Annotated in this window: 19 protein-coding genes and 1 tRNA gene; 8 read left to right on the forward strand and 12 right to left on the reverse strand. The window is 66.9% G+C overall.

All coding sequences use genetic code 11. From position 1 onward, the window contains the following. The first annotated feature begins 29 nt into the window (after positions 1–29). Complete coding sequence (locus FHW94_RS20420; protein ID WP_168557680.1) at positions 30–716, forward strand: SDR family NAD(P)-dependent oxidoreductase; 687 nt, start codon at positions 30–32, stop codon at positions 714–716. A 228-nt stretch (positions 717–944) separates the two neighbouring features. On the opposite strand, the gene FHW94_RS20425 is transcribed toward FHW94_RS20420, so the two are convergent. Beyond that, positions 945–1035, reverse strand: a tRNA-Ser gene (locus tag FHW94_RS20425). Between the two features lie 74 nt (positions 1036–1109). Here FHW94_RS20425 and FHW94_RS20430 point away from each other — a divergent pair. Together FHW94_RS20430 and FHW94_RS20435 are read left to right on the forward strand one after the other, a co-directional pair. After that, positions 1110–2063, forward strand: coding sequence for a peptidylprolyl isomerase (locus FHW94_RS20430; RefSeq protein WP_168557681.1), 954 nt, complete (start codon positions 1110–1112; stop codon positions 2061–2063). Positions 2064–2130: 67 nt separating this feature from the next. After that, positions 2131–3279 (forward strand): M20 aminoacylase family protein, encoded by a 1149-nt coding sequence (locus tag FHW94_RS20435; RefSeq protein WP_168557682.1) that lies wholly within the window; start codon positions 2131–2133, stop codon positions 3277–3279. Positions 3280–3349: 70 nt separating this feature from the next. On the opposite strand, the gene FHW94_RS20440 is transcribed toward FHW94_RS20435, so the two are convergent. Further along, the gene (locus tag FHW94_RS20440) at positions 3350–4243 is read right to left on the reverse strand and encodes a LysR family transcriptional regulator (protein WP_168557683.1); all 894 of its coding nucleotides are present in this window, start codon (positions 4241–4243) and stop codon (positions 3350–3352) included. 93 nt (positions 4244–4336) lie between these two features. Between FHW94_RS20440 and FHW94_RS20445 the strand changes: the two genes are divergently transcribed. The 4 genes from FHW94_RS20445 (at position 4337) to FHW94_RS20460 (ending at position 10328) form a co-directional block, all read left to right on the forward strand. Beyond that, positions 4337–5284: an NAD(P)H-binding protein gene (locus tag FHW94_RS20445; RefSeq protein WP_168557684.1), complete on the forward strand. Its 948-nt coding sequence runs from the start codon at positions 4337–4339 to the stop codon at positions 5282–5284. Positions 5285–5417: 133 nt separating this feature from the next. Further along, entirely contained in the window at positions 5418–5630 is a 213-nt protein-coding gene (locus tag FHW94_RS20450; RefSeq protein WP_168557685.1) for a hypothetical protein, read from the forward strand. A gap of 159 nt (positions 5631–5789) precedes the next feature. Then, positions 5790–7952: a catalase gene (locus FHW94_RS20455; RefSeq protein ID WP_168557686.1), complete on the forward strand. Its 2163-nt coding sequence runs from the start codon at positions 5790–5792 to the stop codon at positions 7950–7952. A gap of 96 nt (positions 7953–8048) precedes the next feature. Further along, a complete protein-coding gene (locus tag FHW94_RS20460) occupies positions 8049–10328 on the forward strand; it encodes an FdhF/YdeP family oxidoreductase (protein WP_168557687.1) in 2280 nt (759 codons plus the stop codon). A gap of 132 nt (positions 10329–10460) precedes the next feature. Here FHW94_RS20460 and FHW94_RS20465 read toward each other — a convergent pair whose 3' ends face one another. From FHW94_RS20465 to FHW94_RS20485, 5 genes are all read right to left on the reverse strand, one after another. Then, entirely contained in the window at positions 10461–11546 is a 1086-nt protein-coding gene (locus FHW94_RS20465; protein WP_168557688.1) for a catalase family protein, read from the reverse strand. A gap of 13 nt (positions 11547–11559) precedes the next feature. After that, complete coding sequence (locus FHW94_RS20470) at positions 11560–13797, reverse strand: xanthine dehydrogenase family protein molybdopterin-binding subunit (RefSeq protein WP_168557689.1); 2238 nt, start codon at positions 13795–13797, stop codon at positions 11560–11562. A 4-nt stretch (positions 13798–13801) separates the two neighbouring features. Then, positions 13802–14773, reverse strand: a complete 972-nt coding sequence (locus tag FHW94_RS20475) for a xanthine dehydrogenase family protein subunit M (RefSeq protein ID WP_168557690.1) — start codon at positions 14771–14773, stop codon at positions 13802–13804. Then, positions 14770–15330, reverse strand: coding sequence for a 2Fe-2S iron-sulfur cluster-binding protein (locus FHW94_RS20480; RefSeq protein WP_168557691.1), 561 nt, complete (start codon positions 15328–15330; stop codon positions 14770–14772). Before FHW94_RS20480 ends, FHW94_RS20475 begins: the two co-directional genes overlap by 4 nt. A 102-nt stretch (positions 15331–15432) precedes the next feature. After that, positions 15433–16296, reverse strand: a complete 864-nt coding sequence (locus FHW94_RS20485; protein WP_168557692.1) for a DMT family transporter — start codon at positions 16294–16296, stop codon at positions 15433–15435. A gap of 106 nt (positions 16297–16402) precedes the next feature. Between FHW94_RS20485 and FHW94_RS20490 the strand changes: the two genes are divergently transcribed. Beyond that, positions 16403–17794 (forward strand): PLP-dependent aminotransferase family protein, encoded by a 1392-nt coding sequence (locus FHW94_RS20490; RefSeq protein ID WP_349237575.1) that lies wholly within the window; start codon positions 16403–16405, stop codon positions 17792–17794. A 256-nt stretch (positions 17795–18050) separates the two neighbouring features. On the opposite strand, the gene pncB is transcribed toward FHW94_RS20490, so the two are convergent. From pncB to tkt, 5 genes are all read right to left on the reverse strand, one after another. Beyond that, a complete protein-coding gene (pncB, locus tag FHW94_RS20495) occupies positions 18051–19355 on the reverse strand; it encodes a nicotinate phosphoribosyltransferase (RefSeq protein ID WP_168557693.1) in 1305 nt (434 codons plus the stop codon). A gap of 75 nt (positions 19356–19430) precedes the next feature. Beyond that, a complete protein-coding gene (locus FHW94_RS20500) occupies positions 19431–20984 on the reverse strand; it encodes an aldehyde dehydrogenase (NADP(+)) (protein ID WP_168557694.1) in 1554 nt (517 codons plus the stop codon). Between the two features lie 122 nt (positions 20985–21106). Beyond that, entirely contained in the window at positions 21107–22207 is a 1101-nt protein-coding gene (locus FHW94_RS20505; protein ID WP_168557695.1) for a PLP-dependent cysteine synthase family protein, read from the reverse strand. Positions 22208–22366: 159 nt separating this feature from the next. Continuing rightward, on the reverse strand, positions 22367–23386 hold the full coding sequence (gene gnd / locus FHW94_RS20510; RefSeq protein ID WP_349237576.1) for a phosphogluconate dehydrogenase (NAD(+)-dependent, decarboxylating): 1020 nt from the start codon (positions 23384–23386) through the stop codon (positions 22367–22369). A gap of 8 nt (positions 23387–23394) precedes the next feature. Then, on the reverse strand, positions 23395–25467 hold the full coding sequence (gene tkt / locus FHW94_RS20515; protein ID WP_168557697.1) for a transketolase: 2073 nt from the start codon (positions 25465–25467) through the stop codon (positions 23395–23397). Positions 25468–25508 lie beyond the last annotated feature (41 nt).

Below are 25508 nucleotides of genomic sequence, written 5' to 3' on the forward strand. Positions count from 1 at the left end.
CGGCGACACCCAATATGGAGATCGAAAATATGACCGATCAAACTGTCCTCGTCGTTGGCGCTTCCCGCGGGCTGGGCTTTGCTCTCGCTGCCGAATGGCTCGACCGCGGCTGGCACGTCATTGCAACGGCACGCGGCAGGTCGGACGGACTGGCCGCACTCGCGGAGCGCCATGACGACAGGTTCGAGATTGAGACAGTCGACATCAATGACGCTGACGGCGTGCGGGCCTTGCGCAATCGGTTGGACGGCCGTCGTCTGGACGTCCTCTTCATCAACGCGGGCATTGCTCGCGCGATCGAGGAGAGCCCCGCAACTGCAAGTGAGCGCGATTTCCTCGACATGATGCTGACCAACGCCTTCTCGCCGGTACGCGCGGCCGAGATGCTACGCGACGTGGTATCCGAAGGAGGGACGATTGCGATCATGACATCCGAACTCGGCAGCATTGCGAACGCCAACGGGGGCTGGCAACTCTACTCGTCCAGCAAAGCCGCGCTCAACATGCTCATGAAGGGCTATGCTGCGAAAAACGCCGCCGACGGGCACACGCTGCTGCTCGTCGCGCCGGGCTGGGTTCGGACTGAAATGGGCGGCAGCGAAGCGACCCTTTCGATCGAGGAGAGCATCCCTCTTGTCGTTGATATGATCGCAGCAAGTCGCGGCAAGCCGGGTTTGCGCTATGTTGACCGCTTCGATGAAGAACTGCCTTGGTGAGCGTTATATAGCTCGCCGCTCGGAAAAGCAGCGCGGAGGCGCAACCGCGCTGCGGGCGCACATACCGGTTGAGTAAACGCTGGTCGTTGGGTCCCGACGGGACATGCCGTTCGATAGATCACTCGGAAACGGCAAAGCGCGTCCCAAGCGCGCGTGTCCGGCTCTCTATCGGAAACGGGCGCCGAAGAGTTCCGATCTCGGTGTTTTCGGCGTGGGCAAACAGGGGCTTGGCGGAGCGGGAGGGATTCGAACCCTCGATACGCTTTTGACGTATACTCACTTTCCAGGCGAGCGCCTTCGACCACTCGGCCACCGCTCCGCGTGCACTGGAAGGCGCGCACTAGCGGGCTGTGTGGGGTTGCGCAAGGGCGGTTTGGCGATCACAACAGCAAAATGTGGATACGCCCCGTTGCCGCGCTTGCGCTGGTTGTTGCCGCCCCCGGTTTTGCACAGGGACAGGCTGCTGCGCCTGTTGCCGCGCCCAGTTCGGCGCCCAGCCCCGCGCAGATCGTCGCGGCGGCGCCGGCTGCGGATTGGGTGGCGATCGCGGCCGATCAACTGCTGGTGATGGATCTGGCACCGGGCCGGGATCGCGCCGCGCGGCGGGTGGTCATCCAGCTTTTGCCCGCGCCCTGGTCGCAAGGCTGGGTGGGCAATATCCGCAAGCTGGCCGCCGCGCATTGGTGGGATGGCACGGCAATCAACCGCGTGCAGGACGGCTATGTGGTGCAATGGGGTGATCCCTTTGCCGAGGACAAGGCACGCGCGCGGGCTTTGCCGGCTGGGCTGCAAAGCGTGCCACAGAGTGCCTACACCTTGGCGGCCGGTGCTGCGCCGAGGTTGGAGGGGCCGCGCCTGACCGATGGCATCTATGCAGCGTCGGGCCGGTTCTACCAGGGCTGGCCGATCGCGGCGGGGTCGGGCGCATCGCCGGAAACTTGGCCGGTGCACTGCTATGGCACGGTCGGCGTAGGGCGCGACATGCCGCCCGACAGCGGCACGGGGGCTGAACTCTATGCGGTGATCGGCGACGCGCCGCGCCAGCTCGATCGCAATATCGCGGTGGTGGGGCGGGTGATTTCCGGCATGGAGTGGCTGTCCAGCCTGCCGCGTGGCAAAGGGGAGATGGGCTTCTATCGCCAGGGAAAAGAGCGCACGCCGATCGTGCGCGTGCGCCTGGGCAGCGAGGTGCCGGGCCTGCCGATGTGGCAATACCTGTCCACCAGCAGCGACAGCTTTGCCCGCTATGTCGATGCCCGCGCCAACCGGCGCGATCCGTTCTACATTCGCCCGGCGGGCGGGGTGGACATCTGCAACGCGCCGGTGCCGATCCGCCCCAAGCCGTGACGCCGCCGTTGTTCATCATGCATCCGTTCGGGCAGCACGGCTGATTGCCGGCCAAGGGAGCCCCACCATGACCGATATTGCCGCCATCCTGCCCAACCTGGTTGCCCTGCGCCGCGACATTCACCAGCATCCCGAGCTTGGCTTTTGCGAACATCGCACCGCGGCGCGCATCGCCGAGGAACTGCGCGCCTTGGGCCTGGCCGTGCACGAGGGCATCGGCGGCACCGGGCTGGTGGGCGTGCTCAAGGGGACGCGGCCGGGCCCGCGCACGGTGGGCCTGCGCGCCGACATGGACGCGCTGCCGATTACCGAGCAGACCAATCTGCCTTGGGCCAGCCGCACGCCGGGTACGTTCCACGGCTGCGGGCATGATGGCCATGTCGCCATGCTGCTGGGCGCGGCGCGGGTGCTGGCGGCCGAACCCGATTTTGCCGGCGCCGTCCATTTCATCTTCCAGCCGGCCGAAGAAGGGCAGGGTGGGGCACGGGCGATGATCGAGGAAGGATTGTTCGAACGTTTCCCCTGCGATCGCGTCTATGCCCTGCACAATTGGCCGGGGCTGCCCGCGGGCACCATCGCCACCCGGCCGGGCGCAATCATGGGCGCGGCCGACAAGTTTCGCGTGGTGATCACGGGCAAGGGCGGGCATGCCGCCATCCCGCAGGATACCCCTGATGCGATCCTGGCCGCAGCGGCCCTCGTGCAACAGCTCAACACCATCGTGTCACGCGCGGTGCCCCCTGTGCAGGCAGCGGTGCTCTCGGTCACCGAAATCCACGGCGGCGAAGCGCATAACGTGATCCCGTCCGATGTCGTGGTGGGGGGCACCGTGCGCACGTTCGATCCGCAGGTGCAGGCGCGGATCGAGGCGCGCATCCAGGCCATTGCGGCAGGTATCGCCACGGCGTTCGAAGTGCGGTGCGACCTTGCCTATGATCGCTATTACCCGGCCACGATCAACGATCCGGTCGCTGCTGCCGATGCCCTGGCCGTGGCCGCCACGGTTTCCCATGCCGAACTGGCGCCCGAACCGGCGGCCACTTCGGAAGACTTTTCGTTCATGCTGCAACAGCGGCCCGGCGCCTATATCTGGCTGGGCCAGGGCGTGGGCGACCATCCCGCGCCGCTGCACAATCCGCACTACGATTTCAACGACGCCGTGCTCGAAACCGGCATCCGCCTGCACTGCGCGCTGGCCCGCCACTGGCTGGCCTGAGAGCCTGAGCCGAAAGTCCTGCGGGCCGGTTTGGCGGGTCTTTTGCGCCACGACAGCGTCGGCCGTTCGCTTACCCTTCCGCGCAATACCGGCGCATCTGCGCCACCAGATGGGCAAAGACCGCGTCGATGCGCGGCGCATGGCGCAAGTCTTCGTGCGTCACCACCCAGGCATCGAGATGGGCCACGGTGATCTGCGGGAACACGCGCACCAGGTCTTGCCGGCCCACCGGCACCTGGATCACGCCGATCCCCAGGCCGGCGGCCACGGCGGCGCGCTGGGTCGGGTGGCTGTCGGTGCGTATGGCAAAGCGCACCGGCCGGCCGACGAATTCGGCCAGGCGGCCGGCCAGGGCCAGGTCTGCGCTGGCGCGATCCGGGCCGATCAGGCGGTGATCGACAAGTTCGGCCGGGCTGGCGGGCAGGCCATGGGCCGCGACATAGGCAGGCGCCGCAAACAGGCCCAGGGCGATCTGCCCGACATGCTGCGCGCGCAGGGCACCTTGGCTCGGCCGGACCATGCGGATGGCGATGTCGGCTTCCTGGTGCAGCAGGTCTGCCGACTGGTTGCTGAGCGCCAGTTCGATATCGAGCGCGCGATGGCGTGCCAGCAAGGGTTCCAGCATCGCAGGCAGCACCGCAATCCCGATGAAATCAGCCACGCTCAGCCGCACGGTTCCGGCAATCTCCCCCGGCGCCCCGCTGGCGGCGCGGTGAAATGCCTGGGCGGCATGGGCCATCTGCCGCGCCGGTTCGGCCAAGGCCAGGGCTTGCGCGGTGGGCACCATGCCCCCCGCGGCGCGAATGAACAGCGGCTGGCCCAGCGACCTTTCCAAAGCATCGATGCGAAAGCGCACGGTCGGCTGCGCCAACCCCAGCGCGCGCGCCGCCGCCGACAGGCTGCCCGTATCGATCACGGCCAGGAACGCCTGGTGACTGTCCCAATCGAGTGTGCGCATGTTCATCGAAAAATGATGAGCTGCTTGCAGCTTCGTGTCAATTTTCGATATGCCATGCAGCGCCTAGGTCTGGGCCTTCGACAATGAAGGATCATGACCATGACCAAGACCATCCTGATTTTGGGCGCCACTGGCGGCATCGGCGGCGCGGTTGCGCGCACGATGCTGGCGCGGGGCTGGGCGGTGCGGGCGCTGGTGCGCGATACCGGCCGGGCGGCAGCCAAGTGGGGGGAGGGGGCGGCGCCGCAATGGCTTGCGGGCGATGCGCTGCGCGCCGACGATGTGATGGCCGCAGCGCAAGGCACGGCGGCGCTGCTCCACGGCGTCAACCCGCCGGGCTATCGCAACTGGGAAACCCTGGTTCTGCCAATGCTCGATGCCAGCCTTGCAGCGGCACGGCGCCACGGCGCGCGCCTGCTCTTGCCCGGTACGATCTACAACTATGATGCGGCGGCAACCCCGGTGATCGACGCTGCCACGCCGCAGCATCCGCGCGGCCGCAAGGGCGCGATCCGTGTGGAAATGGAACGCCGCCTGGCCGCCGCCGCGCCCGACGTGAGCAGCGTCGTCCTGCGGGCAGGGGATTTCTTTGGGCCCGGTGCTGCTCAAAGCTGGTTTTCCCAGGCGCTGGCCAAGCCGCCCTACCGCGTGATCACCCAGCCGGGGCGCACCGGCATTGGCCATGCCTGGGCCTATCTGCCCGATCTGGCCGAAACCTTTGCCCGCCTGCTGGAATTGCCCGAAGGGAAACTGGCCGCGGCCGAACGCCTGCAATTCGGCGGGTTTTGGGACCACGATGGCCGCCAGATGGCCCAGCAGGTGCGGGCTGCACTGGCGCAGCCCGACCTTGCCGAGCGGGCGTTTCCTTGGTGGCTCATGCGGATGGCCGCGCCGCTGGGTGGCTTCCCGCGCGAGGTGGCCGAAGTGGCGCAGTTCTGGCGCCACCCCGTGCGGCTGGACAATGCACGGCTGGTTGCGCTGTTGGGCAAGGAGCCCGCGACGCCCATCGCCCAGGCGATAGGCGCCAGCCTTTCCGCGCCGGCCTGATGCGCGTGGGGGGGCGAGCGCCGTGCCACAGGATTTGGCGATGTGCGAAGACCTTAGCACGCTTGGCAGCATGGAACGATGCCCGCCGGCAATCGTTAAGGCCCGTGATTTCCCCATAGCGAAAGGGCGCATCGTGATTGGCAAGATCGTATCTGCAGTGATCGGCAAGAAGATCGCCGAACGTACCCCCGGCCTGAGCGAAGGCGGTGGCGCGCTGCTGGGCGTGGCTGCGGCCACGGCACTGCGACGCCTGGGCCCGATGGGCATGGTGGCTGCGGCAACCGGCGGCTGGCTGGTGAAGCGCCACTTGGCCAAGCGGCAGGCGCGCCAACAGCAGGCTTACTGATTTCCTGGGCCGCGCGTGCCGGTTGCACGCGCGGCCAATAACTGAACGAAACCGTTTCATTTTTCGTTCGCATCTCCGGGCAGGGCGCATCGGTGCCCGGTCCGTGTGTCCGCTTGCGCTCCGCGCAGGGCGGCTCCAATGGCACAAGGACCCATTCCCATGGCACGCAAGCCCCAGACTCCGTCGACCCCCGCCGAACATTCGCCTGCGCTGGACAACGCCCTGCGTGATCACCAGCCCGGCGCAGGCCAGGCCGATTACGCGACAGAGCCCGGCAATGCGGGCGAAACGCACCAGGACGTGCAACAAGGTGAGCCGGGCGCCTACCTCACCGACAATTTCGGCCATCGCCTGGCGGACAACCAGAACAGCCTGAAGGCCGGAGAGCGTGGGCCTGCGCTGCTGGAAGACTTCATCCTGCGCGAAAAGATCTTCCATTTCGATCACGAGCGCATTCCCGAGCGCATCGTTCACGCGCGCGGATCGGGCGCGCATGGCGTGTTCGAAGTGACCAAGGCGATCCCTGAACTGACCAAAGCCGGCCTGTTCCAGGAAGCGGGCAAGACCTGCCCGGTGTTCGTGCGCTTTTCCACCGTGGCCGGCGGTGCCGGATCGGTGGACACCCCGCGCGATGTGCGCGGCTTTGCCGTGAAGTTCTATACCGAGGAAGGCAATTGGGACCTGGTGGGCAACAACATCCCGGTGTTCTTCATCCAGGATGCGATCAAGTTTCCCGACCTCATCCACTCGGTGAAGATGGAAGCCGATCGCGGCTATCCCCAGGCCGCCAGCGCGCATGACACGTTCTGGGATTTCGTCGGGCTTATGCCCGAATCCATCCACATGATCATGTGGGCGATGAGCGACCGCGCCATTCCGCGCACGTTGCGCACGATGGAGGGCTTTGGCGTCCACACCTTCCGCCTGGTCAATGCCAAGGGCGAAGGACACTTCGTCAAGTTCCACTGGAAGCCGGTGCAGGGCCTGGAATCGCTGATCTGGGACGAGGCGGTGAAGATCGCCGGGGCCGATCCCGATTTCCATCGCCGCGACTTGTTCGAAGCGATCGAGCGCGGCGCGTTTCCGGCCTGGGACCTGGGCGTGCAGGTGTTCGACGAGGCATTCGCCGCCAAGCAACCCTATGACGTGCTCGACGCGACCAAGCTGGTGCCCGAGGAAGACGTGCCGGTGCAGATCGTGGGCCGCATGACGCTCAACCGCAACGTGGACAATTTCTTTGCCGAGACCGAGCAGGTTGCGTTCCTGCCATCGAACGTTTTGCCGGGCATCGATTTTTCCAACGATCCGCTGCTCCAGGGCCGGCTGTTTTCGTACCTCGACACGCAGAAATCGCGCCTCGGCACGACCAATTTCCACCAGATCCCGGTCAACGCGCCCAAGTGCCCGTTCCACAACATGCAGCGCGATGGCCTGATGCAGACGCTGGTGCCGACCGGCCGCGCCAATTACGAGCCCAACTCACTCAACGAAGCGGGTGAGGACAGCGGCCCGCGTGCCAGCCCCGAAACCGGCTTCACCTCGTTCCGTGAAAACGGCGAACGCAACGATCCCACGGAAAAGGTGCGGGTCCGCGCCGAGTTGTTTGCCGATCACTATAGCCAGGCTGCGCTGTTCTTCCATTCGCAGACGCAAAGCGAGCAGGCGCACATCGCCTCGGCGCTGGTGTTCGAACTGTCGAAGGTGAGCCTCGACCATGTGCGCGCACGCGTGCTGTCGCGGTTGCGCAATGTGGACGAGACACTGGCGCAGCGCGTGGCCGATGGCCTGGCGGTGGACCTGCCGGAAAAGGCCCCTGCGGCCCGCAAGCCGGTGGCGATGAAGCCGTCCGACGCGTTGTCGATCCAGAAGCAGGCCAAGAACACCTTCGAAGGCCGCAAGGTGGGCATCCTGTTTGCCGAAGGTTCGGACAAGGCAACGATCGACACGCTCAAGCAAGGGATCGAGAAGGCCGGCGGCGCCGTGGTCCTGGTGGCGCCCAAGGTTGGCGGCATCGCGGTCAAGGGCGGCACGCTCAAGGCGGATGGCCAGCTGGACGGTACGCCCTCGGTCATGTTCGATGCCGTGGCATCGGTGTTGATGCCCGAAGCAGCGGCCAAGCTGGCGCAGCAGGGTGCGGCGGTGCAGTGGTTCATGGACGCCTATGGCCATTGCAAGACCATTGCCCATTGTCCCGGCACGCAAGTTATCCTCGACAAGGCCGGGGTGGAGAAGGACGAAGGCGTGGTGCCCAACGAAGACCTGCTCAAGGTGGGCCCGGTGCGCCATTTCGCCCGCGAGCCGAAGGTGCGCGCGCTGGCGTGATGCCGGGCCCGTCCGCTGCATGAATTCCGTCACCCCGGATCAAGTCCGGGGTGACGAACGTATAGCATAAGCCGAACCATACAGGACACGCCGACAATGACCCAGCGCCAGACCCCGGAAGCAGCGGCACAAGCGATCAAGGTGCCCGAAGCGGCCGGGGGATGGGGATCGCTGGAGGGCATTGTCGCGACCGAGCTATCCCAAGCCGCCGGGCCAGGCGCGCTGGACACGTTGCGCCATCTCAACAAGCCCGATGGCACGGCCTGCACCTCTTGCGCCTGGATCAAGCCGCCCAATCCGGCGGCTTTCGAGTTTTGCGAGAACGGCGCGAAGGCGACGCTGTGGGACCTGACCAGCGCGCGCTGCACCCCGGCGTTCTTTGAACAGCACACGGTCAGCGAACTGTGGGGATTGAGCGCCAACGAACTGGAGCGCGAAGGCCGGCTGACCGAGCCGCTTCGCTATGACCCTGCCAGCGATCGCTATGTCCGCGCCACCTGGGACGAGGCATTTGCCGTGATCGGCAGCCGGCTGAAGCAGACGCCGCCAGACGCCATGACATTCTATGCCAGCGGCAAGGCCGCGCTCGAACCGAGCTATCTGTTTGCCGCTTTCGCGCGGATGCTGGGGCACAACAACCTGCCCGACAGTTCGAACATGTGCCACGAGACCACGTCGGTGGGGCTCAAGAAAGTGATCGGTTCGCCGGTCGGCACCTGCCAGTTGGAAGACCTGGAGCAGTGCGACGCGATCTTTTACCTGGGCCAGAACCCCGGCACCAATTCCCCGCGCATCCTGCATCCCTTGCAGCAGGCGGTGAAGCGCGGTTGCAAGATCGTGACGTTCAACCCGCTCAAAGAAGCCGGGCTGGTCGAGTTCATCAACCCGCAAAGCCCGGTCGAAATGCTCACCGGCAAGGCGACGCGCTTGAGCCATCTCTACCTGCAAGTTCGCCCCGGCGGTGACATCGCCGCGCTGATGGGCGTGTGCAAGCATGTGCTGGCGCGCGCCGAGCGCGAGGAAGGGCTGCTGGACCAAGATTTTATTGCGCAACATTCGCACGGTTTCGAGGCGTTCCGCGCCAAAGTGGAAGCCACCGGCTGGGACGCGCTGGAAGCGGCAAGCGGCGTGACGCGGGCCGAGATGGAAGCGGCGGGCGACGTCTATGCCGATGCCAAGGCGGTGATCGGCATCTATGGCATGGGCCTGACGCAACAGGTGCATGGCAGCGAGGCGATCGGCCTGCTCGTCAACCTGCTGTTGCTGCGCGGCAATATCGGCCGGCCGGGGGCGGGTTGTTCGCCCATTCGCGGCCATTCCAACGTGCAGGGCCAGCGCACCGTGGGCATTACCGAAAAGGTTTCGCTCGCCCCGGTGGAAAAGTACCGCGAAGTGCTGGGCCTGGAAACACCGCAGGAAGATGGCCACAACACCGCCAAATTCCTGGAAGCGCTGCTGGCGGGCAAGAACCGCGTCTACCTGGGCTTGGGCGGCAACCTGGCCATGGCGGTGCCCGACCACGGGCCCGTGCACGCAGCCTGGCGGGAGATGGACCTGACGGTGCACATCGCCACGCGCCTCAACCACACGCACCTGCTGCCGGGCAAGGAAAGCTGGATCCTGCCCTGCCTGGTGCGCTCGGAAGAGGATATCCAGGAAAGCGGCAACCAGTTCGTCAGCATCGAGGACAGCTTTAGCCACATCTACAGCTCGATGGGCCGGCGCAAGCCGGCGAGCGCGCATGTGATGAGCGAGACGGCAATCCTGTGCGAACTGGCCAAGGCCACCCTGCCGTTCCACCCGCGCTGGCTGTGGGACGAATGGCGCGCCGATTACACGCGCATCCGCGAATTGATCGCGCAGACCTTTCCCAAGGAATTTGCCGAGATGGACCGCCGCATGCACGAGCCGGGCGGCTTTTTCCGGGGCAACGACGCGCGCCGCCGCGTGTGGCATACGCAGAGCGGCAAGGCGGAATTCACCGATCCCAGCGTGCTCAATGCAGGGCCACAGGATGAAGCGGCCGATACGCTGCGCCTTGTCACGCTGCGGTCCAACGACCAGTTCAACACCACGGTCTATGGCATGAACGACCGGCTGCGCGGTCTTTCGGGCGAGCGCACCATCGCATTGATGGCGCCGGGCGAGATTGCCCGGCTGGGCCTGGCCGAAGGGCAGCGGATCACGCTGGTGACGGCCACCGACACGGCCACGCGCCGCGCGGTGGGCGGCCTGAAAGTCGTGCCCTATGACCTGCCGGCCGGCACGGTGGCGGGCTATTTCCCCGAACTCAACGCGCTGGTGCCGCTGGGCCTGCGCGACAAGCTGTCTGACACGCCCGCGTCGAAGGGCGTGCCGGTGCGGATCGAGGCGTAAGCAGAACAATCCATTGAATTCACAAGTGACGTCACCTCGGGCTTGACCCGGGGTCCCGCTTTTCTTGCGGCGCTGAAAAAAGGAAGCGGGACCCCGGATCAAGTCCGGGGTGACGCGGTATTGGGTGGGGTGTTATTCCGCCGCTTCCCCCTCATGCGCCACGGGGCAACCCTGCTGCATGGCCACGCGGAATTGCGACGACTGGCGATAGGCGCGGCGGCGGGCGCGGTTGATGCCGCCGAGCGGGCGGTGGGCGGCCAGGGCGTTCCAGGGCGAGAAGTGCAGCGTCTCATCGATGCGCTGCACCTTGTCGGCGCTCCAGCTATCCTGCGGCTCTATGCGCAGCGTGGCGACCTGCACGAACGGCGAAACCTCTTCGGGCCATTCCACGCTGGCATCCTCGACCGGCTGCTGTCCGAGATCGCGCAGCAACTGCACTTCGAATGCCCATTCGCCGGTGAGGCCCGCGGCATCCTGGCGGATGGTTTCGCGCAGGCCATCGGGCCGGCCTTTGGTGTCGATCACCTGGCCGGTCAGCGCCGTCAGCGCCGGTGACAGCGGGCGCAGGCGAAACTTGGCGACGTGATCGCCAAAGCGGAACGGCGTGGTGGAAAAATAGGTTTCGCCCAGGGGATGCACCTGCGGCGCGCCACCCATGGCGGCCAGTGCGCCGGATTCCAGGCCGACCTTGCCCAGCGCACTATTGATGAAGCCGAGCACCGTGGACAGCGCAACCTTGGCACCAGGCGCGCGGTCGGTCGTTGCGGCGAGCAGCTTGAGTTTCCCGGCAAACTTGTCGGCGCTGGGCGCGGCAAACACCGGGCTGTTGACCATCAGGAAGTCCTGCGCGTCGCCTTCGGCCTCGGCCACGAATTCGCCCGGCACGCCTTCCACTTTCAGCGCAAGGCCGCGCGGCAGCACGACATTGTCATCCAGGATATCGCCCGGATTGGTGGAGACACGGAAGGAGGCGCGATAGCTGCCCGGCGTGGCGAACAGACCCTGGGCCAGTTCCGGCGGCAAATGCGCGTCGATGGTGAACGTGCCTTCGAACAGGCCATGGGCCTTGGCATGAACGGCGCGCACCGGCCGGCCATAATCCTTGGCGGTGGTGTGCAGGATGTGGTCGAACGACTTTTCCAGGGAAGCGTCGGTTTCCGCTTCGTTGTCCTGAACGTGTTCGATATCGGGCGAATAGCGGATGGGGGCTGTGAGCACGAAAGCCTTCCTTTCAGGCGGCGGATGCAAAGGGATCGGGCAGGGCGGGGATGATCTTGTCGAGCGTGAGGGGAAAGCTGCGCACGCGCACGCCACAGGCGTTGTAGACCGCGTTGGCAATCGCCCCGGCCGCGCCGCAGATGCCCAGTTCGCCCACGCCCTTGGCCTGGAGCGGGCTGGCCGCCGCATCGCGCTCTTCCAGCAGGATCACCTCGATCGCCGGCACGTCGGCATGGACCGGCACGTGGTATTCGGCGAGGTCGTGGTTGACCAGGTGGCCATCGCGCGTGTCGAAGGCGAGTTCCTCGGTCAAGGCGCTGCCGATACCCCAGACCATCCCGCCCAGGCATTGCGAGCGGGCGGTCTTGGCGTTGAGCACGCGGCCAAAGCCGAAAGCGCCGGTCATGCGGCGCACCCGCACTTCGCCGGTAAAGGCGTGGACGGCCACTTCGGCAAAGAATGCGCCGTAGCTTGCCTGTGAAAATTCCTTGGCGGTCTTGCCCGGTTTGATCGAGCCGGTTTCGACCAGGTCGTGCCCATCGAGCAGATCGGGCAAGGCGCGGCTTTCGCCGCCCGGCGCACTGGCGCTGCCATCCTTGAGGGCAAGGTCGGTTTCGTCGCAGCCCAGGCGCTTGGCCAGCGTTTCGCGGATGGCCTCGCACGCGCGCATCACGGCAGAGCCGGTGGAGATCGCGCCGAAGCTGCCGCCCGAACCCGCGCCGGCGGGAAGGGCCGTATCACCGAGCGTCACGGTCACTTGCGCGATCGGCAGGCCCAGCATTTCGCCCGCAATCTGGCCCAGGATGGCATATGTGCCGGTGCCGATGTCGGTCTGGTCGGTTTCCACCAGCGCGCTGCCATCGGCCTGCAGGGTGACGCGTGCCTGGGCAGGCACCATCATGTTGACACGGGCGGCGCTGGCCATGCCCATGCCGATCCACCATTCGCCCTCGCGGGTCTGGCACGGCCGGGTTTGCCGCGCGCTCCAGCCAAAGGCCTTTGCGCCTTCTTCCAACGCCTGGGTCAACATCCGCGAGGAATAGGGCGTGCCCTCAACCGGCACGGTGGCGGGCAGGTTGCGCTTGCGCAAGTCGATGGGATCGATGCCGATCTTCTCGGCCAGTTCGTCCATCGCCGCTTCCAGCACTTGCATGCCGACCGCTTCGCCCGGCGCGCGGACAGAGCCGGCGGTAAGGCGGCTGATGCGTGCCACCTCCACCTTGAGCAGGCGGTTTTCGCCGCCATAGAGGAATTCCGTGGCCTGGGTGACGGGTTCGGCAAACTTTTCGCCCGGCAGGTTGGATACCAGCGCTTCGTGGCCCAAGCCGATCAACCGGCCGGCGGGATCAGCCGCCAGTCGCACGCGCTGGCGCGTTTCGGAGCGGCGCATCACGGTCTGGAACACCTGCTGCCGGGTCATCACCACACGCACCGGGCGGCCCAGTTCGCGCGCGGCGATCGCGGCCGAGACGGCTTCGTGCGTGATGCCCAGCTTCGATCCAAAGCCGCCGCCGACATAAGGCGCGATGATCCGCACCTTGTCCGCCGCAATGCCCAGGCAATCGGCGATTTCCTTAACGTTGTAGGCCAGCATCTGATAGCTGCCGTGCAGGATCAGATTGTCGCCCTGCCATTGCGCGATGGTCGCATGCGGCTCCATCGCGGCGCTGGCGTGGCCGGGCGTATCGTATTCCACGTCGATGCTGAAAGCGGCCGTCTCCATCGCCTGGTCAAGGTCTCCGCCCTCCACCGGCTTGCTGTCGGACGGTGCTTCCACTTTCACGCCGGGGGCATGCGGATCGAAGGGCGCGGGATCGCTGGCATCTGTATAGTCGATACGCAGCGCCAGCGCCGCGTCGCGCGCCTGTTCAAAGGTTTGCGCCACAACCAGGGCCACCGGCTGGCCGAAATATTCGACGCGTGCGGCGTCCTGTTGCGGTGCCTTGGCGGCCATGCCCTGGGCAGAGCGGCGCGTCATCGCCGGATCGGCGATCACGGCCAGCACGCCTTCGCGCGCCAGAACGTCGTCGCGATGGATCGCGCTGACCTGGCCCTGCGCGATCGAGGCGAGGACGAGAACGCCGTCGACACAGCCGGCGATCCGCCATTCCGCAGCGTAAGTGGCCGTGCCGCTGACCTTGAGCGGCCCTTCGGGGCGATCGAGCGGCTTGCCGATCACGCCCTGGCGCATGTGGTCGAGCCGGTTGCGCTCGTCGGGCTGGTTGTACATGTCGGAAAGGGGCAGGTGCATCAGCTCAACCCTTCGTCGCTTGCGCCAGCGTCGCGGCAAGGGCGCGCGCGGCAAGGGGAATCTTGAAATCGTTGGCGCCAAAGCCACGCGCATCGCGCAGCAAGATCTCCGCGGCCTGGGCAAACAGCGCGGGCGAGGGGACCTCGCCCACCAGCACGGCTTCCACCGCCGGATCGCGCCACGGCACGGTGCCAAGGCTGCCGAAGGCCAGCGCGCAGCGGGCGATACGCCCCTGTTCCATCGTCAGGTCCACGGCCACCGAAACCAGGGCAAAGGCATAGGACGCGCGATCGCGCACCTTGCGGTAGACCTGGCGGCCGCCGGTGGGCGCGGGCAGCTTGACCGCGGTGATCAACTCGCCCGGTTGCAGCACATTGTCGCGGCTGGGGTCTTCGCCCGGCTCGCGGTGGAACATGGCGAGCGGGATCTGGCGCAGGCCGAAGGGCCCTTGGGTGAGCACCACCGCGTCGAGCGCGAGCAGCGCCACCGCCATGTCACCAGGATACGTGGCGATGCAGGCCTCGCTGGTGCCCAGCACGGCGTGGATGCGGTTGAACCCTTCGCGCGCGGCGCAGCCGGTTCCAGGCTCCCGCTTGTTGCAGGCTTGCGTGGTGTCGGTGAAATAGCCGCAGCGGGTGCGCTGGCACAAATTGCCGCCGGTTGTGGCGCGGTTGCGCAGTTGCGGGCTGGCGCCGGCCAGGATCGCCTGCGAGAGCAGCGGCCAATCCTGGCGCACGCGCATGTCGGCCGCGCAATCGGCATTGGTGACGAGCGCGCCGATGCGCAGGCCATCGCCGTCATAGCCGATGGTGTCCAGCCCGGTGTGGCGGATCGAGACCAGCCGTTCGGGCGTGGCGACCTGCAATTTCATCAGGTCCACCAGGTTGGTGCCACCGGCAATCGCCGTGGCGCCCTGGCCCATCGCGGCAAGTGCGGTGTCGGCGCTGGGAGCGTGGTCGAGCGTGAAGGCCTTCATGCCACGTCCTCCGCCGCGATGACGTCTTCCAGCGCGGCAATGATATTGGCATAGGCGCCGCAGCGGCACAGGTTGCCGCTCATCCGCTCGCGCAGTTCATCGGGCGTGGGGGTGGGATGGGCAGCCACGTCGGCGCTGACCGCGCTGGGCCAGCCCTGGGCAAGTTCTTCCATCAGCGCCTTGGCCGAACAGATCTGGCCCGGCGTGCAATAGCCGCACTGGAACCCATCGTGCGTCACGAAGGCGCGCTGCAAAGGGGCCAGCACATCGGGCCATTCGCTCCCTTGGCCGATCCCCTCGATCGTTTCGATCGTATCGCCCCCGTGCAAGGCGGCGAGCGACAGGCAGGAGTTGATCCGCCGGCCATCGACCAGCACGGTGCAGGCACCGCACTGGCCATGGTCGCAGCCCTTCTTCGTGCCGGTCAGGCCAAGATCGTCGCGCAGCCAATCAAGCAAGGTGCGGCGGGGGTCGGTCGGCAGCGCATGCTGCGTGCCATTGACGTTTGCCGTGCTGTCAGGCGCGGTGAGTTGGGCGGTCGCCAGATTGGTGGCCATGGCCGGAAGCAAGCCTCGTCTTGGGGGGATTGTCCGGTTCGAACGCGCAACAGGCCGCAATGATCCTGGGATACCGTTATTGCCGCAATGGGTGGGGCGCGTTCAGGCGAAGCGGCGGGCGCCCAGCGCACTGGCTGCCACCACCGCCATCACCGGCAAGGCGGCCGGGCTCACGCTTTCGCCCAAGACCAGCGCCGCGAGGCCCAGGCCCAGGAACGGTTGCAGCAATTGCAGCTGGCCCACGCTGGCAATGCCGCCCAGATCAAGGCCGCGATACCAGAAGATGAAGCCCACCAGCATCGAGATCAACGAGACATAGGCAAGGCCCGCCCAGCTTTGCCAACCCACGCCCGCGAGGCCAGCGGCAGGGTGCAGCGCCAGCGTGCCGAGCAGCGCGGCGGGCAGGCTCAGCACCAGGGCCCAGCAGATCACCTGCCAACCGCCCAGCGCCCGCGTCAGCACGGCGCCTTCGGCATAGCCCAGGCCGCAGACGATCACCGCCGCCAGCATCAGCCCATCGCCCAGGGCAGAGCCCGCCGCCCCGCGCGACAGGGCAAAACCCGCCACGGCCGCCGCACCCAGCGCGGCAAAGGCCCAGAATGCCGGGGAAGGGCGCTCTTGCGCGCGCAACACGCCAAACGTGGCGGTGCTGAGCGGCAGCAGCCCGGTGAAGACCAGCGAGCGCGCGGCCGAGATATGTTCGAGCGCGAGGGCGGAAAGCAGCGGAAAGCCGAGCACGCAGCCGCCCGCGACGACCACCAGCGCGCGCCATTGCCCGCCTTGTGGCAAGGGCTGGCGGCCGAGCACTAGCATGGCGCCGCCGATCAGCCCGGCAATGAGGGCGCGTGCGCTGGTCAGCAAGAGCGGGGCAATGCCGATGATCGCCAGGCGCGTGGCCGGCATCGACCCGGCAAACATCGCCACGGCGAGCATGCCGTTGGCCCAGCCGCGTTGTCTTGCATCCATCGTTTGCATCCCTGTGTTTTGCAGATGCGCGCCTGTTTCGCGAAAACGGGCTGGTGCGGCCAGATACAGGGCGGTACAGTGATGCAATTCTGTACCGGTCAAAGGGGTGATACAGTTGGCTACGGCAACGCGCATCGACAGTGTGATTGCGGGCATTCGCAGCCGCATTGCCGCGCGCCTGCTGTGCGCGGGCGATCGCCTGCCTTCGGTGCGGCAAAGCGCGGCCAGCTTTGGCGTGTCGCCCGCAACCGTGGTGGAAGCCTATGACCGGCTGGTGGCCGATGGCGTGATCCAGGCGGTGCCGCGCTCGGGCTTTTTCGTCAGCCACCTGGCCAGCGCGCCGCAAAGCCCATCGGCGCGCGCGCCGGTTCGCGACCATGCGATCGACCCGTTCTGGGTTTCGCGCGAGTCGCTGGACCAGGGCGGCGGCGCAGTGGCGATGCCGGGTTGCGGCTGGCTGCCGGCGGAGTGGATGCCCCAGGCGGCACTGCAGCGCGCGCTGCGCGAGGCGATGCGCGACCCTGCCAACCTGGTGCATTACGGCACCACCGCCGGCGACCCGGCGTTGCGCCGCCAGATCGCCTTGCGCTTTGCCGCCGAAGGCATGGTCTGCGATCCCGATCGCATCCTGCTGACCGCCTCGGGATCGGCGGCGGTGGACCTGATCTGCCGCCTGCTATTGCGCCCAGGCGATACCGTGCTGCTCGATGATCCGTGCTATTTCAATTACCAGGCGCTGGTGGCGGCCCATGCCGTGCGGGCGGTGAGCGTGCCGTTTGGCCCGGGCGGCCCCGATCCCGATGCCTTTGCCGCCGTGGTCGCCGCGGAACGGCCGCGCCTCTATCTCACCAATTCCAGCCTGCACAATCCCACCGGCGGCAGCCTGTCGCTGCCCACGGCGCACCGCCTGCCCGGCATTGCCGCCGCGCACGGCATGGTGATCGTGGAGGATGACATCTTTGCCGATTTCGCCCCCGGTCGCCCGACCATGGCCGCGCTCGACGGGCTATCGGGCGTGATCCGCGTGGGCAGCTTTTCCAAGACGATTTCGGCGTCGGTGCGCTGCGGCTATATAGCCGCGCGGGGCGAATGGATTGCCGCGCTGGCCGATCTGCAACTGGCAACCGGGTTTGGCGGGCCAAGCCCGCTGGTCACGGCCGCGATCGGCCTGGTGCTGGGCCAGGGCGCCTATCGTCGCCATGTCGAGCAGTTGCGCCGCCGCCTGTCGCGCGCGCGGCGATACACCGCGCAGGCACTGGCCCGGCTGGGCATCGAGACGCGCCCTGACGAAGGCGCCGGCTTTACCCTGTGGTGCCGCCTGCCCGCCGGGATGGACAGCGCGGTTCTGGCGCAACGCTGCCTGGACCTGGGCGTGGTGCTGGCGCCCGGCAACGTGTTCAGCCCCAGCCAGAGCGCGGGCGCTTTCATGCGCTGGAACGTGGCGCAATCGAGCGATGCGGCCCTGGCCGCGCTGGCGCAGGCGATGGCTAGGTCGTGAACTCATAAATGGCGCCCCCGAGGCGCCAAAATGGCGAACATATCGGGCCAAAGTGACCGCCGCGAAGGCTGGTAGCCTTTGCAAGGGCACTTTGGGCTGAGATGGAAGCCATTTTGGCGTCCCTCCGGGATTTGACCCAAAGGCCCCCTCGCAGCGTCGAAAGCACTTGAAATATGTAAGATATTCCTGCGCGCTTTCTCCTCGCGACGGGGCCTTTGGCCTCAAACCTCGGGGGCGCCATTTATGAGTTCACGACCTAGACCGTGACGGCCTGGGCCACCTGGCCCTCTGCCCCGAAGACGCGGAGATAGCGGGCAATCTCGTCTGGGGTGCCGGTGGCCTTGGCGGGGTTGTCAGACAACTTGACCGCCGGGTGGCCATTGGCGCTGGTGACCTTGCAAACCAGCGAGATCGGTTCGAGCGCGGCGTCGCCATCGGGCGCGCAGCCGCGGAAATCGTTGGTAAGATTGGTGCCCCAGCCAAAGCTCATCCGCACCCGCCCGTGGAAGTGGCGATAGGTCTGCTCGATCGTGTCCACGTCCATGCCATCCGAAAAGATCAGCAGGCGTTGGCGCGGATCGACGCCATGGGCTTGCCACCAGGCGATGATCTGCTCACCGGCCGGAATGGGCGGGGCGCTGTCGGGCCGGAAGCCGGTCCACCCCGCCAGCCAATCGGGGGCATGGGCCAGGAACGCCGTGGTGCCAAAGGCATCGGGCAGGGCGATGAGCAGGTTGCCGTTGTAGTGCTGGCGCCATTCTTCCAGCACGCGATAGGGCGCCTGGGCCAGTTCCGCATCATCCTTGGCCAGGGCAGCGGCCACCATCGGCAATTCGTGTGCGTTGGTGCCGATCGCCTCCAGATCGGCATCCATGGCCAGAAGCACGTTGGACGTGCCGATGAAGCGATCGCCCAGGCCTTCCTTCAGCGCTTCCACGCACCAGCGCTGCCACAGGAAGCCGTGGCGCCGCCGCGTGCCGAAATCCGAGAGGACCAGATCGGGCAGGGTGCGCAAGCGCTCCACCTTGTTCCACAGCTTGGCCTTGGCGCGGGCATAAGTGACATCGAGCGCGAACTTGCCCTTGTCGCGCAGGGCGGCGCGCGAACGCAGTTCGTTGATGATCGCCAGTGCCGGGATTTCCCACATCGTGGTGTGCGTCCAGGGCCCGGCGAAATGCAGTTCGTACTGTCCGTCGCGGCGGTGAAGCGCGTATTCCGGCAGTTGGAAATCGGCGAGCCAGGCGATGAAATCTGGCGCGAACATCTGCTGGCGGCCATAGAAGCTGTTGCCGGCCAGCCAGATCAGTTCTTTCTTGGTGAACCGCACGGTGCGCGCATGATCGAGCTGGGCGCGCAGTTCGCCTTCGTCGATCACATCGGCCAGGCGCACCCGCGTGGTTCGGTTGATCAGCGAAAACGTGGTGGCAACGTCCGGATGCACATGCCGGATCATCTGCAACATCAGCAGCTTGTAGAAATCCGTATCGAGCAGACTGCGCACGATCGGATCGAGCCGGAAATTGTGGTCATAGGCGCGACGGGCGATGTCGGTGAACGTCATGGCCCGTCCTTACGCCATTGTTCGCGCTTGGGAAGATGCGCCCGCCGGCGATCGTGCCGGCGGGCGCGGGAAAAGTCAGGCGAAAGACTGGCGCGGCAGGCCTTGCGGATTGGCCGCCTGCAGCGCGGCGGGCAGCAGTGCATCGGGCAGCGCCTGGTAGCACACCGGGCGCAGGAAGCGGTGGATGGCCATGGCGCCAACCGAAGTGGAACGCCCGTCGCTGGTGGCCGGATAAGGGCCGCCGTGAACCATCGAGCGGCTTACTTCCACGCCCGTGGGCCAGCCATTGGCAAGGATGCGTCCCACCTTGCGCTCCAGCACCGGGATCAGCGGCGCGGCCAAAGCGTGGTCCGCTTCATCGAGGTGCAGCGTGGCAGTGAGTTGGCCTTCGAGGGCTTCGAGCAATTGGGCGATCTCGTCAGTGCTCTGCGCGCGCACCACCAGCGAGGAGGGGCCGAACACTTCCTCGGTCAACCGGGAATCGGCCAGCAGCCGCGCGGCATCCACGGTGAGCAGGCGCGCCGCGCCGGTTTGCGCATTGCCGGCGGCACCGGCGGCCACGACGTTCACGCCATCGCTGCTGGCCAGGGTTTCGATGCCCTGGGCATAGGCGGCGGCAATCGCGCCGGTCAGCATGACCTGGGGCGCAACACCGGCCAGCGCCTGCGCGGCCGAGGCGAGGAAGCGTTCGAGATCGGGGCTGTCGAGCGCAATGACCAGGCCCGGATTGGTGCAGAACTGCCCGGCAAACAGGCTGAGCGAGCCGACATAGGCCTTGCCCAGGTCTTCCGCGCGCGCGGCGAGCGCGGCGGGGAACAGCAGCACCGGGTTGATCGACGACATTTCGGCATAGACCGGGATCGGTTCCGCGCGTGCCGCGGCCACGCCCATCAGCGCCACGCCGCCCCGGCGCGAGCCGGTAAAGCCCACCGCCTTGACCGCCGGATCAGCCACCAGCGCGGTGCCGATATCGTTGCCCGGCCCCTGGACCAGGCTGAACACCCCACCGGGCAGCCCGCTCTTGGCCACGGCCTCGGCAATGGCTTCGCCCGCCAGGCGCGAGGTGCCGGGGTGCGCGGGATGGGCCTTGACCACCACCGGACAGCCGGCGGCGAGGGCCGAGGCGGTGTCACCACCGGCCACGCTGAAAGCCAGGGGGAAGTTGGAGGCACCGAACACGGCCACCGGGCCAAGCGGGATCTGCCGCGCAGCGAGAGCCGGGCGGGGCAGGGGCTGGCGATCGGGTAGCGCGGCTTCGATCACCGCGCCGGCCCAGGCCCCTTCGCGCACGACCGTGGCAAACAGGCGCAACTGGCCCGTGGTGCGGCCCAGTTCGCCCGCCAGGCGGCCCTGCGGCAGGCCGGTTTCAAGCATGGCGCGGGCGATGATCGCTTCGGCCCGTGCTTCAAGCGCGGTGGCGATCGCTTCGAGGAAAGAGGCGCGGGTTTCGGGCGCGGTTTCGCGATAGGTATCGAACGCGGCGGCGGCCAGGGCGCACGCCTGGGCGATATCGGCCAGCGGCGTGATCGAGAAATCGCCTTCCAGGGCATGGCCGGTGGCGGCCTCGATCCCGGTGAAGGTTTCGGTGCTGGTGCGGCTTTCGCCGCCGATCAGATAGGCACCGTCCATGGGCGCATGCTCCTTCGCAGTTTCAATGGCAATCGCGGCTGTGTCTTAGGGCGCGCCACGGGCACCGCCCTTATCGCCTTTGCCGCACGGCAGATAGGAAATCTGCCGTGGTTGCGCTACCATCAATATCGCCCGGTGGCGAGAAACTCCGTCATGCGCGTTGCCTCGGCGGCGATGTCGAGGTTGCGACCGGCGAGCCATTCATCGTTGAAGCACGTCGAAGCATAGCGTTCGCCGGAATCGCACAGGATCGTGACGATCGAGCCCTGTTGCCCGGCCTGCGCCATCTGCGTGGCGAGGCGCGCGCAGGCAACCAGGTTGGTGCCGGTCGATCCGCCCACCCGGCGGCCGAGATGGCGCGAGAGCACGCGCGCGGCTGCGATCGAGGCGGCATCCTCCACCACTTCCATCCGGTCGATCACGGCGGGCACGAACGAGGGTTCCACTCGCGGGCGGCCGATCCCCTCGATCACGCTGCATGCGCCGTCCTTGCGCAGGATTGTGCGGTCGTGCCAGTGGCGGTGGAACACCGATCCCGCCGGATCGGCCACGCAGATGCGCGTGGCATGGCGGTGATAGCGCACGAAGCGCCCCAGCGTGGCCGAGGTGCCGCCGGTGCCGGCGCCACAGACGATCCAGGTGGGAACCGGCGCGGGCTCGCGCGCCATCTGGGCAAAGATGCTTTCGGCGATGTTGTTGTTGCCGCGCCAATCGGTGGCACGCTCGGCAAAGGTGAACTGGTCCATGTAGTGCCCGCCGCGCGCGGCCGCGAGGGCCTGGGCTGCGCCATAGACGGCGCTGGGCTGGTCCACTTTATGGCATTGGCCGCCCAAGGCTTCGATCGCGGCGATCTTTTCAGCGGCCGTGGTGGCCGGGATCACCGCCACGAACGGCAGGCCAAGCATCCGTGCGAAATAGGCTTCGGATACGGCGGTAGAACCCGACGAGGCTTCTACCACCGTGGTGCCTTCACTTATCCATCCGCTGCACAAGGCGTGGAGGAACAGCGAGCGCGCGAGGCGGTGCTTGAGGCTGCCGGTGGGATGGCTGCTTTCATCCTTGAGGTAGATGGCAATGCCGGGCAGCGCGGGCAGATCGAGCGGGATCAGGTGGGTATCAGCCGATCGGGCATAGTCCGCCTCGATCCGGGCGATGGCCCAATCGGCCCAGCGTCGCGGTTGGGCGATGGTGTCCTGGTCCTGGCCGATCTGGCGCGCGTGCATCCCGAAAAATCCCTCCTGCTGGCAAATCCGTGTGCAGCATAGCAGCGCGCGGGGCGCAGGAGGGTGCAAAGACGGCGGCCATTTCCGCCGTCCGTGCAATTCAGATGCGTAAAATCGGGAGCGTGTTGCATCCTGGTTGCGCCTGGCGGCGCAACCGGTTCATTTCATCTCGACGTGGCCGCCAAAGCCATAGCGCATGGCGGAGAGCACCTTGTCGCCAAACGTGGTTTCGTTGCGGCTGCGATAGCGAGCGAACAGCGCGGCGGAGAGCACATAGGCCGGGGCGGCCTGTTCCATCGCCGCTTCCACCGTCCAGCGGCCTTCGCCCGAATCCGCAACATTGCCGGCAAAGCCATCCAGCGCATGGTCGCGCGCCAGGGCATCGGCCGTGAGATCGAGCAGCCACGAGGCAACGACGCTGCCGCGGCGCCAGGTCTCGGCAATGTCGGGCAGGTTGAGATCGAAGCGCTCGTCTTCGGGCAGCGTGTCCGACGCCCGGCTTTTCAGGATATCGAACCCTTCGGCAAAGGCCGCCATCATGCCGTATTCGATGCCGTTGTGCACCATCTTGACGAAGTGGCCGGCTCCGGCCGGGCCCGCGTGAAGATAGCCCTTTTCGGGGCGCGGATCGGCTTGTTCGTCGCGGCCGGCCGTGCGCTCGATCGTGCCGACGCCCGGCGCCAGGGCTTCGAGAATCGGATCGATCGTGGCCACCGCTTCGGCCGCGCCGCCCACCATCATGCTGAAGCCGCGGTCAAAACCCCAGACCCCGCCCGACGTGCCCACGTCGACATAGTGGATGCCCTTTTCGGCCAAGGCCTTGGCGCGGCGGACGTCATCCTTGAAAAAGCTGTTGCCGCCATCGATCACGATGTCGCCGCTCTGGGCCAGATCGGCAAGCTGGGCGACGGTCTGTTCGGTGATCTCGCCAGCGGGCAACATCACCCAGAACACGCGTTGCCCGTCGAACTGTCCGGCGGCGTCGGCCAGCGACGTCGCGCCTTTGGCGCCTTGCTCGACCAGGGCGGCGACGGCCTTTTCCGAAACGTCGAAGGCAATGATTTCATGGCCGGCGCGCATCAGGCGCCGGGCGATACCGGCGCCCATGCGGCCCAGGCCGATGATGGCAACACGCATGCAAGCAATCTCCTGTCGAAATCCTGTAGAGGGTGGCCACACGGCAGATTTCAGCGGCCCCGCGCGATCGCCTCGTGCGCCAGCTTGATCACGTTGTCACGGGTGTAGCCGAACTTTTCCTGAAGTTTGGCGAGCGGGGCAGACGCACCGAACGTGGCCATGGTCACGGTGGCGCCGTCGAGGCCGACATAGCGATCCCAGCCCAGCGCGCCGCCCTGTTCGACCGCCACGCGGGCCCTGACGGCATGGGGCAGCACGCTTTCGCGATAGGCGGCGTCCTGCGCTTCGAAGCGGTGCCAACTGGGCATCGACACGACCCGCGCACGCACGCCCTGGTTTTTGAGCTCTTCCCAGGCGGAGACGACGAGCGGCAGTTCCGATCCGGTGCCGATCAGGAGGACCTCTGGCTTACCCTCGCAATCACCCAGCACATAGGCGCCGCGCACCACGCCTTCGGCACTGGCAAGGTTGCTGCGATCGAGCGTGGGGATGGCCTGGCGCGACAGGATCAGCGCCGTCGGCGTATGCGTGCTTTCGAGCGCCAGCCGCCAGGCCACGCTCACTTCGTTGGCATCGCCAGGGCGGATCGTGTCGAGGCCGGGGATGGCCCGCAGCGTGGCCAGGTGCTCGATCGGCTGGTGGGTTGGCCCATCCTCGCCCACGCCAATGGAATCGTGGGTGAACACGAAGACCGTGGGCAATTCCATGATCGCGGCCAGGCGGATGGGCGCGCGCATGTAATCGGCAAAGACCAGGAACGTGGCGGTGTAGGGCCGCAGGTAAGACAGCGCGAGCCCATTGGCGATCGCCCCCATGGCATGCTCGCGCACGCCGAAATGCAGGTTTCGCCCGCCGCGATCGGCCACGGAAAACGAAGCGACGCCGGTGATCTCGGTCTTGGTGGAGGGGGAAAGATCGGCCGCGCCGCCGATCAGCGCCGGAATACGCGGGGCCAGGGCGTTGAGCACTTTGCCGCCCGCCTCGCGCGAGGCGAGACCCTTGGCATCGGGCGCAAAGCTGGGCAGGGCATCCTGCCAGCCTTCGGGCAGGCGCCCGGCACGCAGCAGGTCGAACTCTGCCGCGAGCGCGGGGTAGACCGCACGATAGCGTTCGAACAGGGCTTCCCACGCTTCGCGCAGCGGGCGGCCGCGCCCGGCAACGGCGGCGGAAAAGCTTTCCTTGACCCCATCGGGCACGAAGAACGACTTGTCCTGTGGCCAGCCATAGGCGGCCTTGGTGGCGCGCACGCCGTCCTCGCCCAACGGCTCGCCATGGGCCTTGGCGCTGCCCGCGCGCGGGCTGCCCCAGCCGATGACCGACCGCACCACGATCAGCGTGGGGCGGTCGGTGGTGGCCTGGAACTGCGCCAGCGCGCCGTGCAAGGCGCCCAGATCGTTGGCATCGTCCACGTGCAGCACTTGCCAGCCATAGGCCTGGAACCGCGCGCCCACGTCTTCGGTAAAGGCAAGGTCGGTCGATCCCTCGATCGAGATCGTGTTGCTGTCATAGATCCAGCACAAGTTGGACAGGCGCAGATGCCCGGCGAGCGAGGCTGCTTCGCCCGAGATGCCCTCCATCATGTCGCCATCGCCGCACAGGGCATAGACGGCATGGTCGAACAGGGGGAAGCCTTCACGGTTGAAATGCGCGGCCAGGGCCTGCTCGGCCATGGCCATGCCCACCGCATTGGCCACCCCCTGGCCGAGCGGGCCGGTGGTGGTTTCCACCCCCGTGGTCATGCGATATTCCGGGTGGCCGGGCGTCTTGGAGCCCAACTGGCGGAAATTCTCGATATCTTCCAGGCTGACGGCGGGCTTGCCGGTCTTGGCGCCCTGCGCGTCGATTTCTTCCACGCCGGCCAGGTGCAACACGGCATAGAGCAGCATCGAGGCGTGGCCAACCGAGAGCACGAAGCGATCGCGGTTGGGCCAATCGGGGCACGCCGGATCGGTGCGCAAGACATCGTGCCACAGTGCATAGGCCACCGGCGCCAGGGCCATCGGCGTGCCGGGATGCCCGGAATTGGCCTTTTGCACGGCATCCATCGCTAGGGTGCGGATCGTGTCGATGGCCAGAACGTCGGGCGCCAGGCGTTCCGGGCTGTGGTCGATGGTATCGGGCATGGCAGGGTTTCCCGTCGTGGCAGGGAGGGGGATCGGGCAGG

The sequence above is a fragment of the Novosphingobium sp. SG720 genome, assembly GCF_012275365.1.
GTDB classification, from domain to species: Bacteria; Pseudomonadota; Alphaproteobacteria; order Sphingomonadales; family Sphingomonadaceae; genus Novosphingobium; species Novosphingobium rhizosphaerae.

Excerpts from the sequence above, each read along its gene's own strand:
- FHW94_RS20420 (WP_168557680.1), top strand. The coding sequence starts at position 30 with ATGACCGATCAAACTGTCCTCGTCGTTGGCGCTTCCCGCGGGCTGGGC.
- FHW94_RS20430 (WP_168557681.1), top strand. The coding sequence starts at position 1,110 with ATGTGGATACGCCCCGTTGCCGCGCTTGCGCTGGTTGTTGCCGCCCCC.
- FHW94_RS20435 (WP_168557682.1), top strand. The coding sequence starts at position 2,131 with ATGACCGATATTGCCGCCATCCTGCCCAACCTGGTTGCCCTGCGCCGC.
- FHW94_RS20440 (WP_168557683.1), bottom strand. The coding sequence starts at position 4,243 with ATGAACATGCGCACACTCGATTGGGACAGTCACCAGGCGTTCCTGGCC.
- FHW94_RS20445 (WP_168557684.1), top strand. The coding sequence starts at position 4,337 with ATGACCAAGACCATCCTGATTTTGGGCGCCACTGGCGGCATCGGCGGC.
- FHW94_RS20455 (WP_168557686.1), top strand. The coding sequence starts at position 5,790 with ATGGCACGCAAGCCCCAGACTCCGTCGACCCCCGCCGAACATTCGCCT.
- FHW94_RS20460 (WP_168557687.1), top strand. The coding sequence starts at position 8,049 with ATGACCCAGCGCCAGACCCCGGAAGCAGCGGCACAAGCGATCAAGGTG.
- FHW94_RS20470 (WP_168557689.1), bottom strand. The coding sequence starts at position 13,797 with ATGCACCTGCCCCTTTCCGACATGTACAACCAGCCCGACGAGCGCAAC.
- FHW94_RS20475 (WP_168557690.1), bottom strand. The coding sequence starts at position 14,773 with ATGAAGGCCTTCACGCTCGACCACGCTCCCAGCGCCGACACCGCACTT.
- FHW94_RS20480 (WP_168557691.1), bottom strand. The coding sequence starts at position 15,330 with ATGGCCACCAATCTGGCGACCGCCCAACTCACCGCGCCTGACAGCACG.
- FHW94_RS20485 (WP_168557692.1), bottom strand. The coding sequence starts at position 16,296 with ATGGATGCAAGACAACGCGGCTGGGCCAACGGCATGCTCGCCGTGGCG.
- pncB (WP_168557693.1), bottom strand. The coding sequence starts at position 19,355 with ATGACGTTCACCGACATCGCCCGTCGCGCCTATGACCACAATTTCCGG.
- FHW94_RS20500 (WP_168557694.1), bottom strand. The coding sequence starts at position 20,984 with ATGGACGGTGCCTATCTGATCGGCGGCGAAAGCCGCACCAGCACCGAA.
- FHW94_RS20505 (WP_168557695.1), bottom strand. The coding sequence starts at position 22,207 with ATGCACGCGCGCCAGATCGGCCAGGACCAGGACACCATCGCCCAACCG.
- tkt (WP_168557697.1), bottom strand. The coding sequence starts at position 25,467 with ATGCCCGATACCATCGACCACAGCCCGGAACGCCTGGCGCCCGACGTT.